At 60.8% G+C, this 21,155-nt stretch carries 21 protein-coding genes and 1 tRNA gene; 11 read left to right on the plus strand and 11 right to left on the minus strand.

Going from position 1 to position 21,155, the window contains the following annotated elements; all coding sequences use genetic code 11:
* Positions 1–2: 2 nt before the first annotated feature.
* On the plus strand, positions 3–839 hold the full coding sequence (locus TRL7639_RS08310) for an NgoMIV family type II restriction endonuclease (protein WP_085795250.1): 837 nt from the start codon (positions 3–5) through the stop codon (positions 837–839).
* Positions 840–1,538: 699 nt separating this feature from the next.
* On the plus strand, positions 1,539–1,688 hold the full coding sequence (locus TRL7639_RS23075; protein WP_165759781.1) for a hypothetical protein: 150 nt from the start codon (positions 1,539–1,541) through the stop codon (positions 1,686–1,688).
* Positions 1,689–1,730: 42 nt separating this feature from the next.
* Here TRL7639_RS23075 and TRL7639_RS08315 read toward each other — a convergent pair whose 3' ends face one another.
* Positions 1,731–2,432 (minus strand): GntR family transcriptional regulator, encoded by a 702-nt coding sequence (locus TRL7639_RS08315; protein WP_085795251.1) that lies wholly within the window; start codon positions 2,430–2,432, stop codon positions 1,731–1,733.
* Between the two features lie 87 nt (positions 2,433–2,519).
* Here TRL7639_RS08315 and TRL7639_RS08320 point away from each other — a divergent pair, with 87 nt between their 5' ends.
* Positions 2,520–3,554 (plus strand): AbrB family transcriptional regulator, encoded by a 1,035-nt coding sequence (locus TRL7639_RS08320; RefSeq protein WP_207559646.1) that lies wholly within the window; start codon positions 2,520–2,522, stop codon positions 3,552–3,554.
* Positions 3,555–3,613: 59 nt separating this feature from the next.
* Positions 3,614–3,689, plus strand: a tRNA-Val gene (locus TRL7639_RS08325).
* A 311-nt stretch (positions 3,690–4,000) separates the two neighbouring features.
* Here TRL7639_RS08325 and TRL7639_RS08330 read toward each other — a convergent pair.
* Genes TRL7639_RS08330 through TRL7639_RS08345 form a run of 4 tightly spaced genes read right to left on the minus strand, consistent with a single transcriptional unit; the run spans position 4,001 to position 6,904 of the window.
* Entirely contained in the window at positions 4,001–4,765 is a 765-nt protein-coding gene (locus TRL7639_RS08330) for an SDR family NAD(P)-dependent oxidoreductase (RefSeq protein ID WP_085795253.1), read from the minus strand.
* 5 nt (positions 4,766–4,770) lie between these two features.
* Positions 4,771–5,760: an LLM class oxidoreductase gene (locus tag TRL7639_RS08335; protein WP_085795254.1), complete on the minus strand. Its 990-nt coding sequence runs from the start codon at positions 5,758–5,760 to the stop codon at positions 4,771–4,773.
* A gap of 8 nt (positions 5,761–5,768) precedes the next feature.
* The gene (locus TRL7639_RS08340; RefSeq protein WP_085795255.1) at positions 5,769–6,545 is read right to left on the minus strand and encodes a CmcJ/NvfI family oxidoreductase; all 777 of its coding nucleotides are present in this window, start codon (positions 6,543–6,545) and stop codon (positions 5,769–5,771) included.
* 56 nt (positions 6,546–6,601) lie between these two features.
* On the minus strand, positions 6,602–6,904 hold the full coding sequence (locus TRL7639_RS08345) for a DUF1330 domain-containing protein (RefSeq protein ID WP_085795256.1): 303 nt from the start codon (positions 6,902–6,904) through the stop codon (positions 6,602–6,604).
* Between the two features lie 100 nt (positions 6,905–7,004).
* Between TRL7639_RS08345 and TRL7639_RS08350 the strand changes: the two genes are divergently transcribed.
* Positions 7,005–7,919: a LysR family transcriptional regulator gene (locus tag TRL7639_RS08350; RefSeq protein WP_085795257.1), complete on the plus strand. Its 915-nt coding sequence runs from the start codon at positions 7,005–7,007 to the stop codon at positions 7,917–7,919.
* A 143-nt stretch (positions 7,920–8,062) separates the two neighbouring features.
* On the opposite strand, the gene TRL7639_RS08355 is transcribed toward TRL7639_RS08350, so the two are convergent.
* Both TRL7639_RS08355 and TRL7639_RS08360 read right to left on the minus strand, forming a co-directional pair.
* Complete coding sequence (locus tag TRL7639_RS08355) at positions 8,063–9,430, minus strand: sensor histidine kinase (protein ID WP_085795258.1); 1,368 nt, start codon at positions 9,428–9,430, stop codon at positions 8,063–8,065.
* Positions 9,430–10,098, minus strand: coding sequence for a response regulator transcription factor (locus tag TRL7639_RS08360; RefSeq protein WP_085796321.1), 669 nt, complete (start codon positions 10,096–10,098; stop codon positions 9,430–9,432). Before TRL7639_RS08360 ends, TRL7639_RS08355 begins: the two co-directional genes overlap by 1 nt.
* A 137-nt stretch (positions 10,099–10,235) precedes the next feature.
* On the opposite strand from TRL7639_RS08360, the gene TRL7639_RS08365 reads away from it, so the two are divergent.
* The 6 genes from TRL7639_RS08365 to TRL7639_RS08390 all read left to right on the plus strand — a co-directional run bounded on the left by TRL7639_RS08365 (position 10,236) and on the right by TRL7639_RS08390 (position 16,514).
* Entirely contained in the window at positions 10,236–11,324 is a 1,089-nt protein-coding gene (locus TRL7639_RS08365) for a type 2 periplasmic-binding domain-containing protein (protein WP_085795259.1), read from the plus strand.
* 71 nt (positions 11,325–11,395) lie between these two features.
* Positions 11,396–13,426 carry a tripartite tricarboxylate transporter permease gene (locus tag TRL7639_RS08370; protein ID WP_085795260.1) on the plus strand — a complete coding sequence of 677 codons (2,031 nt, stop codon included), beginning with the start codon at positions 11,396–11,398 and terminating at the stop codon, positions 13,424–13,426.
* 10 nt (positions 13,427–13,436) lie between these two features.
* The gene (locus tag TRL7639_RS08375) at positions 13,437–14,537 is read left to right on the plus strand and encodes a 4-oxalomesaconate tautomerase (protein WP_085795261.1); all 1,101 of its coding nucleotides are present in this window, start codon (positions 13,437–13,439) and stop codon (positions 14,535–14,537) included.
* The gene (locus tag TRL7639_RS08380; protein WP_085795262.1) at positions 14,534–15,349 is read left to right on the plus strand and encodes a universal stress protein; all 816 of its coding nucleotides are present in this window, start codon (positions 14,534–14,536) and stop codon (positions 15,347–15,349) included. Before TRL7639_RS08375 ends, TRL7639_RS08380 begins: the two co-directional genes overlap by 4 nt.
* Positions 15,350–15,357: 8 nt before the next feature.
* Complete coding sequence (locus tag TRL7639_RS08385; RefSeq protein ID WP_085795263.1) at positions 15,358–15,540, plus strand: hypothetical protein; 183 nt, start codon at positions 15,358–15,360, stop codon at positions 15,538–15,540.
* On the plus strand, positions 15,540–16,514 hold the full coding sequence (locus TRL7639_RS08390; protein ID WP_085796322.1) for a D-2-hydroxyacid dehydrogenase family protein: 975 nt from the start codon (positions 15,540–15,542) through the stop codon (positions 16,512–16,514). Before TRL7639_RS08385 ends, TRL7639_RS08390 begins: the two co-directional genes overlap by 1 nt.
* Positions 16,515–16,728: 214 nt before the next feature.
* Here the strand turns inward: TRL7639_RS08390 and TRL7639_RS08395 are convergent, their stop codons facing one another.
* From TRL7639_RS08395 to TRL7639_RS08410, 4 genes are all read right to left on the minus strand, one after another.
* Positions 16,729–17,439, minus strand: coding sequence for a porin (locus TRL7639_RS08395; RefSeq protein ID WP_085795264.1), 711 nt, complete (start codon positions 17,437–17,439; stop codon positions 16,729–16,731).
* A 175-nt stretch (positions 17,440–17,614) separates the two neighbouring features.
* Positions 17,615–18,334, minus strand: a complete 720-nt coding sequence (locus tag TRL7639_RS08400) for a hypothetical protein (RefSeq protein WP_085795265.1) — start codon at positions 18,332–18,334, stop codon at positions 17,615–17,617.
* A 224-nt stretch (positions 18,335–18,558) separates the two neighbouring features.
* Positions 18,559–19,704, minus strand: a complete 1,146-nt coding sequence (locus TRL7639_RS08405) for an iron-containing alcohol dehydrogenase (RefSeq protein ID WP_085795266.1) — start codon at positions 19,702–19,704, stop codon at positions 18,559–18,561.
* 4 nt (positions 19,705–19,708) lie between these two features.
* Positions 19,709–21,085, minus strand: coding sequence for an aldehyde dehydrogenase family protein (locus tag TRL7639_RS08410; protein ID WP_085795267.1), 1,377 nt, complete (start codon positions 21,083–21,085; stop codon positions 19,709–19,711).
* Positions 21,086–21,155: the final 70 nt, after the last annotated feature.

Raw genomic sequence — 21,155 nt, forward strand, 5'->3', positions numbered from 1 at the left:
GCATGACCTGGCTGCGCGCGGCGCGGGCGCGGTTCCATGCCCAATGCCTGTCCGGCCCGATCACGGAAACACGCGGTGTTCCGTCGGTGGCGGATGTCTCGAACACGTCGAGCCGAGAGATTGCGACATCGATGGTGGCCAAGATCGGGCCGCTTATCAGCCATGCCGAGAAACCGGCGGGGCAAACGGCTGGCAGCCTGTTTGAGGCAGCCTGCCAGGATTTCATTGCGGCGTGTTTCGAACAGTTTACCCATCTGCGGCCGGGGCGGTTCTCGGTCGAGCGGGGGCAGCCAATCTCGCGCTATGCGCAATATGCGCATCTTGATGAGTTAAGGGCGCTGGCCGATGCGAGCCGAACACTCAAGACGCATTTAGGGACCGACTATCTGATCAAGCCGGACGTGGTGGTGGTGCGCGGGGCTGAAACGGATGCGGTGATCAACCAGAGCGGGGTTCTGGTAGATGCTTCAGTGGCCGGGAACACGGGCCTGCGCCAGGCCAATGGGGCACGGGCAACGCTGCACGCCTCGGTCAGCTGCAAGCTGACGATCCGGTCGGACCGGGTGCAGAACACACGGTCCGAGGCGCTGAACCTGATCCGCAACCGCAAGGGGCGGTTGCCGCATATCGTTGCGGTGACGGCCGAGCCAGTGCCGTCGCGAATTGCGGCGATTGCTCTTGGGACAGGGGACATGGATTGTGTCTATCACTTCGCTCTGCCTGAGCTGGTCGAGACGCTGCGCGAACAGGAACGCGACACCTTGGAACTGGTTGAGACGATGATCGATGGTCAGCGCTTGCGGGATACTTCGGATTTGCCATTGGATCTAGTGGTCTAAAGGCGAGGGGGGGCTCCCGCGCCCGAGCAGATCTGACTGCGTCAGCCCCGCTGACGGCCTTGGGCCGGGCGCCGAGCCTTCGGCTCGGCGCGGTCACGCCCAGACGGGAAGTCCCGGCTCTATCTCCAACAGGTGCAACCGAGCGCCCGCCGCCGCGCGCAGCGCGGCGGCCCGGCCCAACGGGAGGCGGTTTTTCGTCAGAAAAATCAACGACGGGCGGGAGCCTTCCCGGCTCAAGTTCACAGGATTTTGCTTCTCTGTTGTGCTGCCACAGCCACAAACCCAGGATGAAGTTACCGACGGGGCGATTGATGTCGGCGGAGCCACGCAGCGCCACCACGTTTTCTAGAGAGCCAGCACAAACTCTTCATCGCCTTTGGCAGTGTAAGACGAGGCCATTCAGCCGTCCCCGTGGACAGTTGCAGTGCTGAATGAGCGAAGCCTCTGCCTGAACTCGGTCAGGACCATCGGTCAGGCGGGCGAGGAACTCAGGTTCAGATCAGGCAGTCTCTGGCAAGTGAGTACGCCAAATTTTGCCGATAGGTGGCATGGGGTTCAGATTCGATTGGTTGGACATTTGTCACGTGCCAGGGAAACAAGGACTGCAACTGCACAGCACAGCGGAATGATTTGCCTGCGTGCCAGAACCGGTGGTCGCACGAACTTCCAGTGTTTGCCAAAGAACGCTGCTGGGAAAGCATGGAGACGCCGACATGGTCGAACCAGGGATGCGATCTGATGAACCTGATAGATCGCCAGTTTGCAGAGCTGGACATCCAGAACAACCAAACTATCGCGTCGGATGAGGGCCCAGCCAAACCCGATGACAACATCCTTTCTCGGGAATAGCCCCTGTTGCCGACATAATCCTGATCGCAGGGATACCAGAGCCTAGTCGCGAAATGCTTCGGCCAACACATCCTCGGCCTGGGGTGTCAGACGGCGTTCGTCGCGCAAGAGGCGCAGGCGTTTGCGGTGCCCAGCCTCGATGTGGGCGCGCATGGCGGCTTCGGCGGCGTCGGCATCGCGGGCGCGCAGCGCGCGCAGGATGGCTTCGTGCTCTTCGACCGAGGCTGCGGCACGCGTCGGGTCCGACAGGATGATCGGCCCCAGGATCAACAGGGTCCTTTGCAATCCAGCCATTGACTTGAGCAGAAAGCGGTTCTTGGCAGCATCCAGCAGTGTCAGGTGGAACTGGCGGTTCAGGTGATAGGCCTGGTTCAAATCGCTGCAGGTCGCCATATCGGCATTCAGCGCATCCAGTTCTGCCAGTTCTATGTCCGACGCCGTGCGGGCCGCCATCCGTGCAGCAGTGCCTTCGAGAACGGCGCGCATATCATAGAGTTCCATCACCTCAGCATACCCGAGCTTGCGGATCGTGGCGCCGACGCGGGGCACATGTTCAACCAGCCCGTCGGCTTCGAGCATGCGGATCGCTTCGCGCACGGGGGTTCGGCTCAACTCCAGTCGCGTCGCCAACTCGGTCTCGGTGACGCGGTCACCTGCCTGAAGCGTCCCGGTGCGAATGTCATCCAACATTCGGGCATAAGCGATAGACGCCGATGAACTCTCTTTGCGCTGCGTGCTGCTCATGGCAGGGACCTTGGATTGACTCTATTGCATCCAGTTGTATACGACTGGATGCATAGCCGCCAGAACAATAATCCTGTTGGAGTGTCCATGTCCCCCCTGCCGCCGCGTTTGGTAACATTCTTGATCGCAGCCATTGGCGCCGCGGTATTCTGGCTCTTGCATCTGCCGCTGCCGTTTTTGTTTGGTCCGATGTGCACTTGCCTGATCGCCGCCTTGGCAGGCGTCGAGCTGAGGGGCGTCAAAGTTGTTTCTACATCGGCCAGAACAGTTCTGGGCATCGCGGTCGGCAGCGCCATCACTCTGGATCTGGTGATGAAACTGCCGGACATGGCAATCACGCTGACGATCATGGCCGTTTACATCGCCCTGATTGCGGTGATCGGGGTTCCCTTTTTCACCCGTCTGTGCGGCTTTGACCGGGTTACGGCCTATTTCAGCGCCATGCCGGGCGGGTTGCAGGACATGATCCTGTTCGGGCAAGAGGCAGGGGGCAACGTGCGCGCCCTGTCGCTGATCCATGTGACCCGCGTCCTGGTGATCGTCTCGATCGCGCCGTTCATCCTGACCGAAGTCTATGGCGTGTCCCTCAGCGGTGCCGTGGGGGAGCCGGTTGGCGATCTTCCACCTTTGCAACTGGCCCTGATGGTCATCCTTGCCATCGTGGGATGGAAAGGGGGCGAACGCATCGGCCTGTTTGGGGCCGCGATCCTGGGGCCGCTGATCCTGGCGGCGGGCGCGACGCTTTTGGGGCTGTTGGAACACCGCCCCCCGGCCGAGGCGATTTTTGTGGCCCAGTTTGTGATCGGCATGGGGTTGGGGGTGTCCTATACTGGTATCACCACTGCCGAGCTGCGCCGGATCGTTTTATCCGGCGCGGCCTTTGTTTTGTTGCTGGCGGTAATGGCCAAGGCGATCACCTATTTTGTGGTGCAGATGGGGCTGGCTGACCCGGTCGAGGCCTTTCTGGCGTTTTCGCCGGGGGGGCAGGCCGAGATGACGGTTCTGGCTCTGGCCGTGGGGGCGGACCTGGGATTTGTGGTCCTGCACCACCTGGTGCGCATGGTTGTTGTTATCGCCGGAGCCCCGGTTGCGGCACGCTATTTCCTGGATCAAAAAGAATGACAAAAACTGCGCAATTCCCTCTTGCACCTCGTCGTCGGCTTGGGTACATCCGCCCTCACGGGTGATTAGCTCAGTTGGTAGAGCGCTTCGTTTACACCGAAGATGTCGGGAGTTCGAGTCTCTCATCACCCACCATTTTCCCCACAATTTCAGATGGTTTGCAGGGGGTTCTGGCCGTCAGAAATGGGCGACTCCCAAAACCCAGGCATGAGAGCCACAGAGTCGGCGTTCCCATGTTCCTGTCCCGTCACGGGCGGCCTGCAGGTGAAAGGCAGCGAAGACATCGCAATGCCCCAATGCCAGCGCCAAGCAGCCATCCGCCTTGATGGGAACTGAGATCGCCTCATGTGCATTTAGGGTGGAAAGCCCAGTTCACTGCTCGCTGCACCAAACTCGGCTATGCGGTATTTCATGACTGATGGCGGGTTCGCCTGCAAACGTGGCGCTTAGGCGGTCAGTGCTTCGACGGCCTTCATCACGTCTTTAGCCTGCCCTTGGTCCACATGACCAAATGCCCCTGAATCATTGTCCCAATACTGGCCAGACGCATCTGCATGACCGGCATCCAAAGAGAGGCGGCAAAGGATGTCTGCCCCGATCTGCAAGTCATTGCCTGCAACGCCGAAGCCTTCTTTAACCATTTTCGAGGCCAGCAGAGAGCCAGGATTGACCGAGATGAATATGGGGCCGTCTGGGTGTTTGGCTGCCATTTCGGCCGACCACAGTGTGATGGCGCGTTTGCTTTGTGCGTAGGCACCCATGTCGTTCAGGCGGGTTTCTCCAGAAAGCGCGGTCAAATCCACCGGAGCCTGGGCAGCAGAAGACAGACTGATGACGCGACCATCCTGCGGGAGGAGCGGTAGTAACACGGTGGTCAAAACGTGCGGGGCCAGCGTGTTGACGACAAATCGGACATCCTGACCGTTCGGCAGGATCGGCTGTGGTGTTTTGTACACGCCTGCATTGTTGATCAGAACGTCAATCCGGTCATGATTGGCAGCAACAGCCTTTGCCAATTCCGTGGTTTCGTGAAGTGACGAGAGGTCCGCTTCATAGGTGGCAACGTCACCGCCGACGCCTTTGGCGGCGGCCTCCAGTTTGCCCGCACTGCGGCCATGCAGGATGACCTTGTGACCTTTGCCGACCAAGGTCTTGGCGGTCAAAAGCCCTATGCCGTCGGTCGATCCGGTGATGAGTATGGTTTTGGTCATGACTTTTATCCTTGGCTTGGGAATTCCGGCAGCACCTCGGCTGCGAGGCGTCTCATTGTGTCTTCGATGTCGGCTTGATTGAACCGCAGGTTCAGCGCGACGTGGTTGATCCCGTGCAGGCGAAGCTGGCCCAAATAGGATTTCAGGAAAGACACCCCTGATCTAAAGCCCAGGTGAATGGGCTGAGCCGGGGCATCATCGTCGGCGACGAGATCAACATAAAGCGATTGCATCACAGGTTTGGCTTGCGCGCCTGCCGTTGCCTCTCTTGCGCGATAATCTCGGACGATCTGCGCCTGCGATGCGATATCGCGGGGATAGGTCATCCAGCCGTCTCCATGCGCAGCAACCCAATCCGGAGACTGCTGCGACCCGCCTGTGATCAGAATGGGCAATCGGGTGCCCGTAGGTTTGGGCAGCATATCCAGGGCACCGTTCAACGTTCCGTGGTCGCCACTGTAGGTTGGATAGTCTGCCGCCACGGCACGGATATACGCCAGGCTTTCGCGAAAACGCGCGCCACGGTCGGCATAGCTCATCCCCAAAGCGGGATATTCTTCTGGCCGGTCTCCGGAGGCGACACCCAACAGGAGACGTCCGCCAGAGAGTTGATCGGCCGAGGCCGCAGCCTTTGCTACATCAGCTGGGTGGCGCAGTGGCAAGATTATGCTGGCAACGCCAAGTGCGATGTTTCGCGTCGCACCTGATAGCAGGCCAAGATAGACAAACGGATCAAACACTTGCCCGGCATCGCCAAAACTCGGTACATTGAACGGTACATCCCGCAGCCACAGGGCGGAAAAGCCGAGTTGATCTGCCATTTGTGCGCGTTCGAGATGACGTGACATGTCGGGCACCGGGTCATTGTGATGTGCGTCGAGCGGCACAACCAATCCAAGGCTCAATTCCCCTGGTTGGAACACCGTGTCATAGGCCCGGTTCAATGTCGGGAATGAAAGTGTGCCTGTTTCCGAAAGAGTTCGCAGATCTGTCATCACGTGCCTCAGTACCGCACCAGGGTGCGGCTTTCGATGCTTTTGCGCTTGGTGATGATGGCTTCGTCTTCGATCATATCCAGCGCCGAATGCGCAATCGAGGGCTTGCCCCGGTTGTCATAGATATTGAATGCCACCACTTCGTCAGGCGTCATGCGGGACTGATATATCCATTCGTGATCCAGATTGGCGACCAGCCCCATGATATGCCCGCGCCGATCCGGATAGATCAGGTCAAGCAAAACCCAGTCTTCATCAGGCACGCTTGAGGGCCTCACGAAGCCCAGAGGTGCTGAATTGATTGGGTTTTCGATTGGGCGCCAGACGTTGATGAAACCATAATGCCCGTCTGCCCATTCTCTGGCTTTTTGATCTCCAAGTATGTCGACCAGCCGCTGCTGCGCCCCCTCTGGGCTATAGTCGCTATGGACGTTGCGGGCAGGCTTGCGGGTCGCATTCGGGTCATCGACGCGAACGGTGTGATCGAAGACAATGACCTCTTTCGCGCCAATGTTGCGGGTAAGAAGGGCGGTTAACTCCTGATCGTAGACGGCTTGCCACGCGCGGCTGTCGTCAAAGGCCCGCACCTTGGACGGCGCGTTGCAAAACCCAACGCTGTCGCTGGCAAAGCTGACGCTTGCACCAGCGCGCACATCTTTCAGCTTGACCTGGGTCGCCGCATGCTTGGGCGAGATCAACTCTCCGGCCACGCCACCTGCATCAATGTGATAGGCTTGGCGCTCGGGTGCATGAACGTGGTAGTTTACGGTCGCAGCTTTGGTCATTGCAGGCTTCCTTGTCGCATGCGGCCCGATGCAAGCGATCGGGCCGGTCAAGTGGTTCAGGCAAGGTCGTCTTTGCCCTCGATCACAAAATGGTAACTCTCAGAGCCAGCTGTGCGCGCGTCGAGATGCGGTTTGTAGTCAGGGTCATTCATGAAATTCATGGCCGCGTCCCTGGTCGGCCATTCCAGAATGATCCGCAACGCAGCAGCCTGGTCGCTCCCTTCGACCTGCTCATGAGACGCGGTGCGCGCCAGATATCTGCCACCATGCTTCGCAACCAGCTTGTTGGCGGTAGGCAGATAGTCCGGGATCCAATCTTCGCTGGAGGGCGTGACGGCAAGAACAGAATAATAGGCCATGGGGGCGTCTCCTGGTTTGTGTTGCGCAAGATATGACCTGTTGCAAATGCGGAATAAACTGGGGAGAATTTGAAATCAGAATTCTGGTTTTGGATATAAAATGGAAACCGATACCCTTCGCCTGTTCGTCCTTGCCGCGGACAAACTGAACATCAGTGCAGCCGGGCGAGAGCTCGGTCTCGCACCTTCTGTGGCCAGCGCATGGATGACAAAGCTGGAAAAATGTATCGGCGCTGATCTTCTGCACCGTTCGACACGCAAGGTTGCCCTGTCCATGGAGGGGGTGGAGTTCTTGCCCTATGCCCGTGATATCGTCGCGCGCGAGGACGCGGCCAGAGCGGCGCTCGGGCAAGGCCGCGCCAAGGTTTCCGGCACCCTGCGCTTCACTGCCCCCAGCACCTTCGCGCAGCTCTACATCGCACCCATTCTGCCAGAGTTCATGGCAGATCATCCTGAACTTCGCCTCGACATGCGCCTGTCAGACAAGCAATTCGATCTCATCGACGGCAGTTTCGATCTGGCCCTTCGCAACGCCGTTTTGGAGGACTCGACACTACGCGGTCGCAAACTTGCAGACGACACCCGTATCCTCTGTGCATCGCCAAAGTATTTGGAAGAGAACGGACATCCGGAAACGCCGGTTGATCTTCGCAACCACCGCCTTGTGGCCTTTGGAAACGACGAGCCCCTGCGCCTGATCAAGGGTGACGGTGCCATTGCGCAGTTTGATCCAAGCGCCGACAACTGCAAGCTGATCTTTGATGATGGCCATAGCCACAAGCTCGCGACATTGGCGGGCGCGGGCGTTGCTGCTCATTCTTTGTGGAGCGTCCATGCTGAGCTATCTACGGGAAACCTGGTTCGCGTGCTGCCGGACTACACCTGCGTCGCCAACACGGCACTTTGGCTGATCTACCCGCAAACCAATGTTCTCTCGGTAAAGGTACGGGTATTCATGGATTTCCTCCTTGAACGGATCGGGCGCAATCCACAGTGGATTGCGCATCCTCAATGAACGACACGACCAAGACCGCCTGCAGCCATTCGGACACAACGCGGCAGGTGTCAAAGCGGGTACAAGGCGCCGTTTGGCAGAGCGGCAATACGTTTGCAGCGAAAGCACCATTGGATATGAGGATCCAATGGCTATTGGCCGCCCTAAGTGGCCATGGCGGGCAAAGACAGTGTCAGGCTGGCCCCACGTAAGACCCTGTTTATTGACAAGTGCCCGCCATGGCGCTCTGCGACCGAAGAGACGATGGCCAAGCCCAAGCCACTCCCTTCTGATGGTTCGATCTGTGAGAAACGCCTGAAGGCGGCGTCTGCCTGTTCGGGGATCAATCCCTTACCGTTATCTTCAACGGTGATCTGCGCAATCCCGTCATGACAGGTCAGGGCAACCTTGATTACGCTCAGGGTTTTGCCCCCATGCTTCAAAGCGTTGTCGATCAGGTTTTTTATGGCTTCTGTCACAAAAAGAGGGTCACCCTGAACAACGACTGGGGCGTCTGGCACACTGACACCGAAATCAATGTCCTCTTTCAGCACGATTGGCCCCATATCCGCGCAGGTCTGCCGGACAAGTAGCGTCAGATCGAAACTCTGTTGTGCTGCAGGCCGAAGGGGGTGTTGAAGGCGATCCAGCGACAACAGTTGATCCGCGACGCGGGCAGATGAACGCGCCGCCGCAATCAGCTCGGAAATCCGCTGGTTTCGGTCTGTTTCCGAGCGTGCATCCCGGACGCTTTCTGCCATGGACTGCACGGCGGCGGCGGGATTGCGCAGTTGATGAGCGGCATCCGAGATGAAGGCCTGATGCGCGTCAATGCTGGCCTCGACCTGACCCAGCAGGCGGTTGAGCGTGCGGACGATGCCGTTCGCTTCGATCGGGACGGGGCGCTTGATCCGGCTCAGATCGTCGGGGGAGCGCACGGCAATCGCTTCTTCAAGATCCAGCAGCGGACGCAGGCCAAGCCCGACGCCGAACCACACCACAAGTGCCAAAGTTGCCAGCAGCACGCCAATCAAGGCGGCGGCGCGGATCGCGAGTTGCGTTGCAAGCTGGTTTCGGTCCGTCAGGCGTTGCCAGACAGTGACTGTGGTGTCCCCAGTCATAGTGTCGATGGTCAGCCGCTCGGTCACCTGCAACACCCGCACCTCTTCGTCGCGATAGATCGCCTGGAACAGATGCGGTGTGTTCAGGGCAGGGCGTGGTTTTTCCCCACCGGTCGGTGGATAGGCGTATCCGGTGACATAGATACCCCCGGGGCCCGTTGCGTGGTAGAACACCTCGCCTCCGGCGGCATCGCCGATCAGGTCACGGGTGGTGAGCGACAGCACGTCCCCTTCGGACACGGCCACATCTCGGGAAATGGCCAGGGCTGCGGACAGAAGCGAGCGGTCGAACAACTCTTGCGCGGTCTGCTGTGCGACCGTCACCCGCCAGAACCCCACGATCAGCGCCATGGCCAGCAGCGGAGTGAGGATCACCGCAAAAAGGCGCAGGCGGAGCGACGCGCGGCGCATCAACCGTTGACCTCAAGCAGGTATCCCAAACCGCGCGCGGTCTTGATGCCGACCCCATGCGGCGCCAGCCTTTTGCGCAGGCGCGAGACATGCGGTTCGATTGCGCTGTCGTCGACGTCGGCGCCCACACCATAGACATGCTCGATCAGCTGCGCCTTGGACACGATGCGCCCGCGTCGTTCCGCCAGACATTCCAGCACGGCCAGTTCCTTGCGTGGAATATCCAGTGCTGTGCCCTGCGCACTGACCTGACGTGTCGAACGGTCGAAGGTCACGGACCCCAGAACCTCTTGCGCGCCATAGTCCAGATCCTTACGGCGCGACAGGGCGCGAATGCGGGCCTCCAGCTCGTCCATCTCGAAGGGTTTGACCAGATAGTCATCGGCTCCGGTGTCCAGCCCGGCCACCCGGTCCGAAGTTTCCGACCGGGCCGTCAGCAGGATGACCGGTGTGCCGTCCCCTCTCGCGCGCAGGGCTGACAGAATATCCAGGCCGGATCGTCGCGGCAGGTTGATGTCCAGCACCACCAGGTCGGCGCCATCCTGGGCCAGAAAGTCATCGGCAAGCTCTCCATCATGCAGCACATCCACCGCGTGACCGCGGTCGCGCAGGCGATAGGCAATCGCGTTGGCCAGGGTTTCGTTGTCTTCGACGATCGCAATCCGCATGTCCGGGTCCGCAAGCTTGGCGCAAGGTTGATCCCCCATGATCAGCAGATCAACCGGGGAATCAACCCCGTACAGTTTGGCAATCATGGTGGTGCTGAGGAGGCTTCCGTGCTTGTCTGGTCAACAGGGAGGATCCAATGACCGTTTCCACTTTCACCCGCCGCGCTGTTGTCGGCCTGATCGCCGCCGCCGGCATTGCCGCGCCTGCGGCCGCCGAGGTCGACTTTTCCGGCAAGACGATCGAATGGGTCATTCCGTTCTCGGAAACCGGGGGGTCGGCCAAATGGGCCAACTTCTTTGCCCCGCTGCTGGCCGAAGAGCTGCCGGGCAATCCCACGGTTGTGGTAAAGTTCATGCCGGGCGCCGGGTCCACCAAGGGGGCCAACTGGTTCCAGGAACAGGACCATGACGACGGCACGCTGCTGTTCGGCACTTCGGGCTCGACGCAATTTCCCTATCTGCTGGGTGATCCGCGTGTGCGTTATGAATACAAGGACTGGAACCCGGTCATGGCCTCGGGCACGGGCGGCGTGGCCTATTTGAACCCGGAAGATGGCGCCAAGTTTGATGGCTCGGCCAACGGGCTGAAGGATGTGGATTTCATCTATGGGTCGCAAGGCGCGACACGTCTGGACCTGGTGCCGCTTTTGGCCTGGCAGATGCTTGGCATGAACGTGGAGCCGGTGTTCGGCATCAAGGGGCGCGGTGACGGCCGTCTGATGTTTGAGCGGGGCGAAGCGACAATCGACTACCAGACCTCGTCGGGCTATCTGAAAGGGTCGGCCGAGATGGTGGCTGCAGGCGACGCGGTGGCGATGATGACTTGGGGAGCGTTGGACGCGGATGGCAACATCGTGCGCGATCCGACTTTCCCCGACATCCCGACCTTCAAGGAGGTCTGCGAGGCCACCGAAGGTTGTGAAACCAGTGGTGAGGTCTGGGACGCCTGGCGCGCCTTCTTTGTCGCGGGCTTCCCGGTGCAGAAACTGGCCTTCCTGCCTGCAGGCACGCCTCAAGAGGTGATCGACACCTACACCGCCGCGTTCGAAGCCGTTGTGGCGCGCGCTGATTTTGCAGACATTTCGTCTAAGCGGGTTGGTAAATACCAGGTCTTTACTGGCGCGGAGGCGCAGGGTGCATTGGGCACGGCGACTTCGGTTCCGGATGAGGCCAAGACCTTTGTGACCAACTGGCTGCAAGAGGCCTATGGCGTCTCGCTGAACTGATCACTCCCACCTTGGCGCGTGGGTCTAACACGCGCCACTTTTCCCGATTTTTCTACTGAAAGGCGGCTCCCATGGAGGCTTTCGCCACCGCTCTTCCTGCGCTTGGAGAAGCGTGGGGTTTGATCCTGCAACCTGTTGTTCTGGGATACCTGGTCCTGGGGGTCGTGATGGGCCTGGCCGTGGGGGTCTTTCCGGGCCTGGGCGGCATCGCTGGCCTGTCTCTGCTTTTGCCATTCATGTTCGGCATGGACCCGGTTCTGGGTCTGGCCCTGATGATCGGCATGGTCGCCGTGGTGCCGACCTCGGACACATTCGCCTCTGTCTTGATGGGAATCCCCGGCAGCTCGGCCTCGCAGGCCACGGTGCTGGACGGGTTTCCCATGGCCAAGAACGGGCAGGCGGCACGGGCCCTGTCTGCGGCCTTCTCCAGCTCGCTCTTTGGTGGGCTTGTAGGCGCCTGTTTTCTGACCCTGTTTATCCTGGTCGCTCGGCCCATCGTCCTGGCCTTTGGTCTGCCTGAGATGTTGATGATCACCATCCTCGGCCTCTCTATGGTTGCCGTTCTGGCGGGGCGTTTCCCGCTCAAGGGTCTCGCCGCCGCCGGTTTGGGCCTGATGATCGGAACCATCGGCGAGGCGGATGCAGGCGGCAGCCTGCGCATGGCCTCCTATGGCATTCCATATCTGACCGACGGGCTGAAGCTGGTCATCGTCGGTCTGGGCATTTTTGCCATTCCCGAAATCGTATCCCTGCTGCGCCAGGACCGTTCTATCGCCAAAGGCGCAAGCCTGGGCGCAGGGTGGCTGGACGGTGTAAAGGACTGGTTCGCCAATATCTGGTTGTCGGTGCGCTGTTCGGTGATCGGCGTCGTCGTGGGCATCATTCCCGGCCTGGGCGGCAGCGTGGTCGACTGGATCGCCTATGGCCATTCGGTCCAGACCACCAAGGACAAGTCCAACTTCGGCAAGGGCGAAGTCCGTGGCGTGATCGGGCCGGAAAGTTCGAACAACGCAAAAGAGGGCGGGGGGCTTGTCCCGACGCTCTTGTTCGGCATTCCCGGATCCGGATCGATGGCGATCTTCATCGGCGCGGTGGCCTTGCTGGGTTCGGGCGATATCGAGGTTGGCCCGGGCATGTTGAAGGACAACCTGGACATCACCTATTCGATCGTCTGGCTGTTGGCGCTTGCCAATGTCGTCGGCACGGTGCTGTGCATCGCCGCCTCGGGTGGCATCGCCAAGCTGACCACGATCCGGTTCACATACCTGGCGCCGTTCCTGTTCATGCTGATCAGCTTTGCTGCGTTCCAGTCGGGGCAGAACTTCGAGGATCTTCTGGCACTGTTCGCCATCGGCCTCATCGGCATCTTCCTGCGCCGGTTTGATTGGTCGCGACCCGCCTTTCTGATCGGTTTCGTCCTGTCCAACCCGGTCGAGAAATTCACCAACCAGGCGTTTCAGATCGCCTCTTTCCGGTTCCGCAAGGGGTTTGATGTGGGCATGGAGTATGTCTTTAGCCCCATCGTGATCGTGCTGATCATCATCACCGTGGTCTCGGTTGTTCTTGGCATTCGCCAGGCCAAATCGATCATGGCCGAAGGCGAGGTGCAGTCCGGTGCCAAACGCGCGCCGATGGTGTTCCTGCTTGTGCTGGCGGGCTATCTGATCGTTGCGCTGGTGAACGCCAACATGATCCCCGACTACAACATGACCGACAAGATCATCCCGCTGGTCGTGGGCAGTTTTGCCCTGCTGTGCTGCGCTATCCTGCTGGTGCAGATGATGCGCCGCCCCGAGGGCGATCCGATCTTTGCCGACAAAGAGGTGGCGGGCGAAGACGCCGATGCCCCCTTTGGCTTGTGGTCCACGCTGGCCTGGTTCGCCGCGCTGATCGCCGCGACCTGGGTGGTGGGTTTCATCCTGGCGCTGTTGGGCTTTCTGATCAGTTTCCTGCGGGTTCGGGCCGGTGCCAGCTGGGGCAAGACCCTGCTGCTGACCGCCTGCGGCATCGGCTTCATGTGCCTGATGGCGGGTGCCCTGAACCGCGATTTCCCACCGGGCCTGTTGCAGGGTGCCGTTGATCTGCCCTGGCCGCTGAAGTGAGGAGCATGACATGACCCAGATCGCCATTCCCTACATCCACATGCGCGGAGGCACCTCGAAGGGGCCATATTTCCGGCGTTCGGATTTGCCCGAAGATCTGGACACCCTGGCGCGCGTCCTGATTGCCGCCGTGGGGTCTGGACACGGGTTGAACATCGACGGCATCGGCGGCGGCGCGGCCGTGACGACCAAGGTCGCAATGCTGTCCAAAAGCACCAACAACTGGGCGGATGTGGATTACTTCTTTGCTCAGGTTTCGGTCGAGGAGCAACTGGTCGATTTCAAACCGACCTGTGGCAATATCCTGTCGGGTGTTGGGCCCGCGGCCATTGAAATGGGGCTGATTGAGCCCCAGGGCGATGTGACCGAGATCCGCATTCGCGCCGTGAACACCGATGCTCAGGTCGTCGCCAAGGTGCAGACACCCGGCGGCAAGCTTGCCTACGAGGGCGACGCCGAGATCGCAGGCGTGCCCGGCACGTCGGCGCCGGTACAGCTCAGCTTTATGGGCGTGGTGGGCTCGTCCACCGGGGCGTTTCTGCCCACGGGCAATCTGCGCGACACAGTGGACGGAATTGAAGTGACCTGCATGGATGTCGCCATGCCCCTTGTCATCGCCCGAGCCGAGGATTTCGGCCTGACAGGATATGAAAGCGCCGAAGAGCTGGACGCCAACCGCGCCTTTTTCGACCGGATGGAGGCCATGCGCCTCGAGGCGGGTAAGCTGATGGGCATGGGCGATGTCAGCCAGTCGGTTACGCCCAAATTTGGCCTGCTGGCCCCCGCGCGCGACGGCGGCACCATCGCCACGCGTTACTTCATGCCTTGGAAAACCCATCCGACCATGGCTGTGACCGGGGCGCAATGCCTGGCCTCTTGCGCGTTGACGCCGGGTACGGTGTCGGACGGGATGTTGACGCGTCCTGCCACCAGCTCCGCCGAGGTTGTGTTGGAACATGCCTCGGGCACCATCGATGTGCTGGTCGATTTCAGCACCGAGGATGGCTTTGCCCTGAACGCGGCGGGCCTTGTGCGCACGGCGCGCAAGCTGGCCGACGGCCACGTCTATGTTCCTGCCGATACCTGGGCCGGACAGGAGGAACCCGCATGACCCTGCACAACATCCTGGTGGCGTTCAATGGTGGGCAGTCCTCGATCTCGGCGTTGAAATACGCGGCGCAGCTTGCGGGCTACCATGGCCATGTCACCGCGCTGCTGGCCCATTCCACCCATGAGGTGGTGGATCCCAATTCCGCCTGGGTCCCCGCCCGCGCGCGCACGATCATCGCCGAGGCCAATGCCGACATTCTGAATGAAATCGAGGCGCGGTTTAGCGTTGCGAGCGATGGCCTGGGTTTGGGCGATCGGCTGCACTTTACCCGCGCCGCGGGGCGGGTCGACGCGGTGCTGGCCGAACACGCGCGCAGTTTCGACCTGTTGGTTGTCGGGCAGGATCAGGCCGGGGTGGACGAACACGTCACCCTGCATCCGGACCGCATCGCCTTGATGAGCGGCCGCCCGATCCTGATCGTGCCCGAAGGCCACGATGCCACGGCCCGTCATGCGCATGCCGCGTTGGCCTGGGACGGTGGGCGCGCAGTGGCGCGGGCTCTGTCGGACGGGCTTGGTCTGTTGGAGGATCAGGGGCGGGTAACCGTCTTGACCATCGGAGACGAGGCCATGCCGCGCCCGGTCGGTGATGTCACCCTGCACCTGTCTCGCCATGGTGTCGCGGCCACCCACGAACATATCGCCGCCACGCCCGGTGTGGCACGCGCTTTGCTGGCCTGGTGCACCGAACATGACCCCTGTCTGCTGGTCATGGGCGCCTATGAGCATTCGAAATTTCGCGAGGATTTCCTGGGCGGTGTCACAGCCCGGGTCCTTCGGTCCGCCCCCATCCCCGTTCTGCTGTCTCACTGAGGAAGACCATGACATCCCAAGACGCCATAAACCGCATCAACGCCGCCATCGACAGCTTGCGCGAGGTGCGCGACACCATCGGGGCCGAGCTGACCTCTATGCCGAACTTGAAAGATCCCGAGGTTCAGCGCCTGTCGGTCCTGCACGATCGCGCCGCGAACGCAGTGGCGGCTTATCACAAGGGGCAATGATGCGCGTTCACATTCTGGATGACTGGTTCGATACGCTGCGCGGCCTGCCCAGCTTTGCCAAGCTTGACGGGCATGAGGTGACCGTCTGGACCGACCATGTCGAGGATGTCGACAGTCTGGTCAAACGGCTGGCCGACGCCGAAGCGCTGGTGCTGTTTCGCGAACGCACCCAAGTCACGCGTGACCTGCTGGAGCGTCTTCCCAACCTGCGCCTAATCTCGCAACGCGGGGTCTACCCGCATGTGGACGTTGCTGCCTGTACCGATCACGGGGTTGCCTTCTGTTCGAAGATACCCAGCGGCGGCGCCCCCAACCATGCCGCAGCTGAGTTGACTTGGGCCCTGATCCTGGCCGGGATGCGCGATTTGCCCGGGCAGATGGCCAGTGTAAAGGCCGGGCGTTGGCAATCAGGCGTCGGCAAGACACTCAGGGGGCGTCGTCTGGGGCTTTATGGCTATGGCCGCATTGCGCGATTGGTGGCCGGGTATGCGCGCGCCTTTGGAATGGAGGTGACCTGGTGGGCCTCGAAGGAGGGGCGAGCCCGTGCTCAAGCACAGGGGGAGACAATCGCCGAAAATCGGCAGGCCTTCTTCGCCGAAGCCGACGTGGTCAGCCTGCACCTGCGCCTGAAACCGGCCACGCGCGGGATCATCACCGCACAGGATCTGGCGGCGATGCAGTCCGGTGCGCTGCTCGTGAATACCTCACGCGCGGGGCTGATCGCGCCGGGTGCGCTGTTGCAGGCACTGAACGCGGGGTGCCCGGGCAAGGCTGCCATTGACGTGTTCGACACCGAACCATTGACCGACTCGTCCGACCCTCTGCTGACCCATCCCAATCTCATCGCCACGCCGCACATCGGTTTCGTCACCGAAGACGAATTCGACCTTCAGTTCGCGGACATCTACGACCAGGTGAACGCTTTTGCGCTTGGGGTGCCGACCAATGTGGTCAACCCGGAGGTCTCTGGCTGAATCTGCGTGTCGCGCGACGCGCACCGTTGCCGCCGTCAGGGAAATGATCCGCCAGATCAACTCCTGATCGACCACAGGTTTTGGTGATGGTTCTTCGTCGAACCCTATGTGTATCTTGCACCATGCAGCGATTGATTTCCGGGCGTCAGTGAACATGAAAAAGGCCGCAGCGGATAACCGCAGCGGCCTGAATTCAATCGGCGATGAGTGCGGGTTACATACCCGGTAGACGATCCAAGATGGAACGGCGGCCAAAGGTGGTGCCGGGGCGGTCGCCCAGGTTGAACTTCATCCCAAAGCCCACGAAGGCATCGCTGGAGCTGAAGTTGGCGACGCGGGCGTTGCCGTTGCCCAATTCGCCATACAGCGCCACGCCGCTGCCCAGTTCATAGTCGGCGCCGATGGCCAGACGGGTCAGGTCTGAACCTGTTTTGTTGTCCATATAGTCGAACTGCGCGTTCAAGCTCAGGTTGCTGCCCACGTCGCTGCTGAGCTTGGCGCCGAGCAGGGTGGCGTTCTGCCCCTGGACACGACCGCGCGAGAAATACCCTTCTACCGTCATGCCGGTGAAGTCATAGGTGGCCTCAAGCCCATAGAAGTTGCGGTCGATGGTGTTCTCGTCCTCGGTGCCCCAAAAGGCACCAATCGCCCCGCCATAGTCGAACTGATAAACGCCGTGCAAGGTTGCGCTGTGGCCGGATGTGTTGCTTTGGCCAAAGCGGTAGTAACCGAGGTCGATCTGGGTCGAAAAGCTGTCGCTGAGCCCAAGTTCAAAGGATCCGCGCAGTGCTTGGCGCGTGCCTTTGGAATTGTTGGTGAACTGATAGTGGGACACGTCAACATTTGCGCCGCTGATTGCCTGAGCGTTCGCGCTGATCGGGACGAGCCCCATGGCAAGCACCGCCGCCATTGCCTGGGGTTTCATATGTTCTGCTCCTTTGCCTCGTGCGCCTCTCGCACGGGATAGTTCTTGTACATCTCTGCACGGCGCTTTTCGCGCTCTGATAGGCACAATCTAATGCACGGAGCGAATCAGGTAAAGTGTTAAAGGAATTGGGGGAATCGTCGGCGCCAATCGCGGCGCCGACGCCACAGGTGGATCAGAGGCCGGGCAGTTTGTCCAAGAAGCCGCGGCGACCAAAGGTGGTGCCACGCTTGGTGCCCAGATTGTAGCGCACGCCAAAGCCGACAAAGGCCTCGTTTGCGCCCGCATTGCCTGCGTTGGCGTCAAAGCCACCCGCTTCGGCGTAGAAGGCGCCGCCTTGGCCAAAGTCATAGTCGGCACCGATGCTGTAGCGGGTCGCGTCAACGCCGTTGCGCGCGTCGATGTAGTCGACGTTGGCTTTCAGGCGCCAGGATTCGTTGATGTTGCCCCGAACTTGCAGGCCCGCCAGCGTGCCGTTGCTGCCATTGTTTCCGGCGGCGTCGGCAATGGATGCGTAGCCTTCGAACTCGATCCGGCCAGTTTCGTGCCCGGCTTCGACGCCATAGAAATTCACGCCTTGGTTGTTAAGGTTGTCACGCCCGGCGAACACACCCAGCGAGGTGAACTCGCCCACGTGAAAGTTGCCGTGCAGGGTTACATTGGTGCCAACCTCGTTAACGGCGTTCAGATCATGCAGGCCCAGATCAGCTTGCAGGCCAAAGGTGCGGGTAAATGCGACCTCGCCCGAACCGGTGAGCGAGCGTTTGGAGACACGGGTGTTGTCGGTGAAGGCGGAATAGCCAAGATCGACATAGCCGCCAACCAATTCAGCGGCTGTAGTGGACTGCGCGAATGCGACGGACAGCCCAAGGGCTGCCAGGGTCAAAGTTTTCATGGACCTGCTCCAATTATGTTGTTTTTTCGCACTTTAGTGCGTTTTCTTATCAGCTATCACATTGATCTAAGGGCGATACACCCCAAGGGTGAAAATGATGAAATTGTTGCGGGCTGACCACAGGCGCCGTCAACGCATTGTGCCATGCGCGTTTGGCGCAAAAAAAATGGCCCCAACCGGCGGTGGTTGGGGCCGAAGGCTTTTAATTAGGGTGGTTGTGCGCCTCAGAGGATGGCTTCGAATAGCGCGCGCGTGTTTTCTGCCGTCATTTCGACCGGGTTGCCGCCCGTGGACGGGTCGTTGAGTGCATCGCGCACCAGAGCGTCCAGATCGGGGTTGCTGACCCCCAATTCGGCCAGCGATTTGGGGATGCCCAAGCTATCGTTCAGGTTGTTAACGTAGGCAGCAAATCCGTCAAATCCGCCTTCAATACCCAGATAGGCGGCGGCCTGGGTTAACACGCCCTCGGCGGCGGGGCGGTTGAACTGCAGCACGGCGGGCATGCAGACGGCGTTGGTGGTGCCGTGGTGGGTGTGGTGATGCGCGCCGATGGGGTGCGATAGAGCGTGAATTGCGCCCAGACCCTTTTGGAACGCAGTCGCGCCCATGGCTGCGGCCGACATCATATGCGCGCGCGCCTCAAGGTCGGTGCCATCGGCATAGGCGCGTGGCAGGTAGTCCTTGACCAGACGCATGCCCTCCAGCGCCATGCCCTGAGACATCGGGTGGTAGTGCGGCGAACAGAAGGCCTCAACACAATGGGCGAACGCGTCCAGACCGGTGCCTGCGGTGATGAACTTGGGCATGCCCACGGTCAGTTCCGGGTCGCAGATCACCACCTTGGGCAACATCAGCGGATGGAAGATGATCTTTTTCTCGTGAGTTTGCGAGTTGGTGATAACGCCCGCGCGCCCCACCTCTGATCCGGTGCCAGCAGTTGTGGGTACGGCCACGATCGGGTGGATGCCCGCTGGATCGGCGCGGGTCCACCAGTCTCCGATGTCTTCGAAATCCCACAGCGGGCGCGTCTGACCCGCCATGAAGGCCAGCGTCTTGCCCAGATCAAGGCCCGAGCCGCCACCAAAGGCGATGACACCGTCAAAGCCGCCTTCGCGGTAAACGGCCAGCCCGGCCTCGACGTTTTTCTCGTTCGGATTCGGGTCGACGTCCGAAAACAGCGCGCGGCCCAGGCCAGCTGCGTCCAGCAGGTCCAACGTGGCCTCCGTGATCGGTAGATCGGCCAGGCCCTTGTCGGTCACCAACAGAGGCTTGGTGATGCCAGCCGCCGCGCAGGCGTCTGCGATTTCAGAAATGCGGCCTGCGCCAAAGCGCACGGCGGTGGGGTAGGACCAGTTGCCAACAAGGTTCATCAGATCAGCCCTTTTTCAGGTGGTAGGATTTGGGGCGCGTCAGAGCATGAAAGCCCAGGACGGACAAGCCTGCACCGCGCCCGGTGTCTTTGCATCCGGTCCAGCACAATGCGGGATCCAGATAATCGCAACGGTTCATGAAGACGGTGCCGGTTTCCAGCTGCGCGCCGATTTCGTCGGCCTTGTCTGTATCGGCCGTCCAGATCGAGGCGGTGAGGCCAAACTGGCTGTCATTCATCAATTCGATGGCCTCTTCGTCGCTGGACAGCTTCATGATGCCCACAACCGGACCAAAACTCTCATCGCGCATCACGCGCATGTCGTGGGTGACGTTCGTCAGGATCTGCGGCGTCAGATAAGCACCGCCATCATCGGCCTCCATGGTCTCGATATGGGCGACAGCACCGGCCTCAAGGGCCTCGGCAATCTGGGCACGCACCTCGGCAGCGAACCTGACATGCGCCATCGGGCCCATGGTGGTTTCAGCCTCCAGCGGGTTGCCCAGCTTATAGGTCTTTACCAGTGCCACGGCCTTTTCAACAAAGGCGTCATAAAGGCTATCGTGGACATAGATGCGCTCGATCCCGCAACAGCACTGGCCCGAGTTGAACATGGCCCCGTCAATCAGCGTATCGACGGCGGCATCCAGATCGGCATCGGCGCGGACATAACCGGGGTCCTTGCCACCCAGCTCGGTCGATACTGGGGTAAAGGTGCCCGCAGCCGCGCGCTCCATCGCCTGACCGCCGCGCACCGAGCCGGTGAAGTTCACGAAATTCACGTGGCGGCCCGAGATCAGCTCGGCGGTGGTGTCGTGGTTCAGGAACAGGTTCTGGAACACGTCCTGCGGGATGCCTGCGGCATGAAACGCCTCGGCCATCCGCTCGCCCACCTGCAGGGTTTGCGCGGCGTGTTTCAACAGCACGGTGTTGCCCGCAATCAGGGCAGGGGCCACGGTGTTGATCGCAGTCATGTAGGGATAGTTCCAGGGCGCGACGACCAGTACGACACCATGGGCTTCACGCTCGATCTTGCGCAGGAAGGTGTCGCTGTCCTCGACCACAATCGGCGCGAGCGCGGTTTCCGCAATTTCGGCCATGTGGCTGGCGCGCTCGTTGAAGCCGCCAAACTCGCCCCCATAGCGCACCGGGCGGCCCATCTGATGGGCCAGTTCCACCGCCATGCGGTCGGTGGTCTTGCCCACCTCGGCCACGGCGGCCTGCACCAGAGCGATACGCTCGGCCAAGGGACGCGCGGCCCATGTCTTTTGCGCTGCGTTCGCACGTGCCGCAGCCGCCAAAGCCTCTGTAGGGCTTGCCAACGGTCGTTCCAGATAAACCGATCCATCAATCGGCGAGATACACTGAACGGTTCCAGTCATCACTGAACTCCAACTAAGGGGCGACGCCCCTGTCTTCCTCTTGCCAAAAATATCCCGGGGGTCTGGGGGC

This window comes from Falsiruegeria litorea R37, assembly GCF_900172225.1.
Taxonomy (GTDB): Bacteria; Pseudomonadota; Alphaproteobacteria; order Rhodobacterales; family Rhodobacteraceae; genus Falsiruegeria; species Falsiruegeria litorea.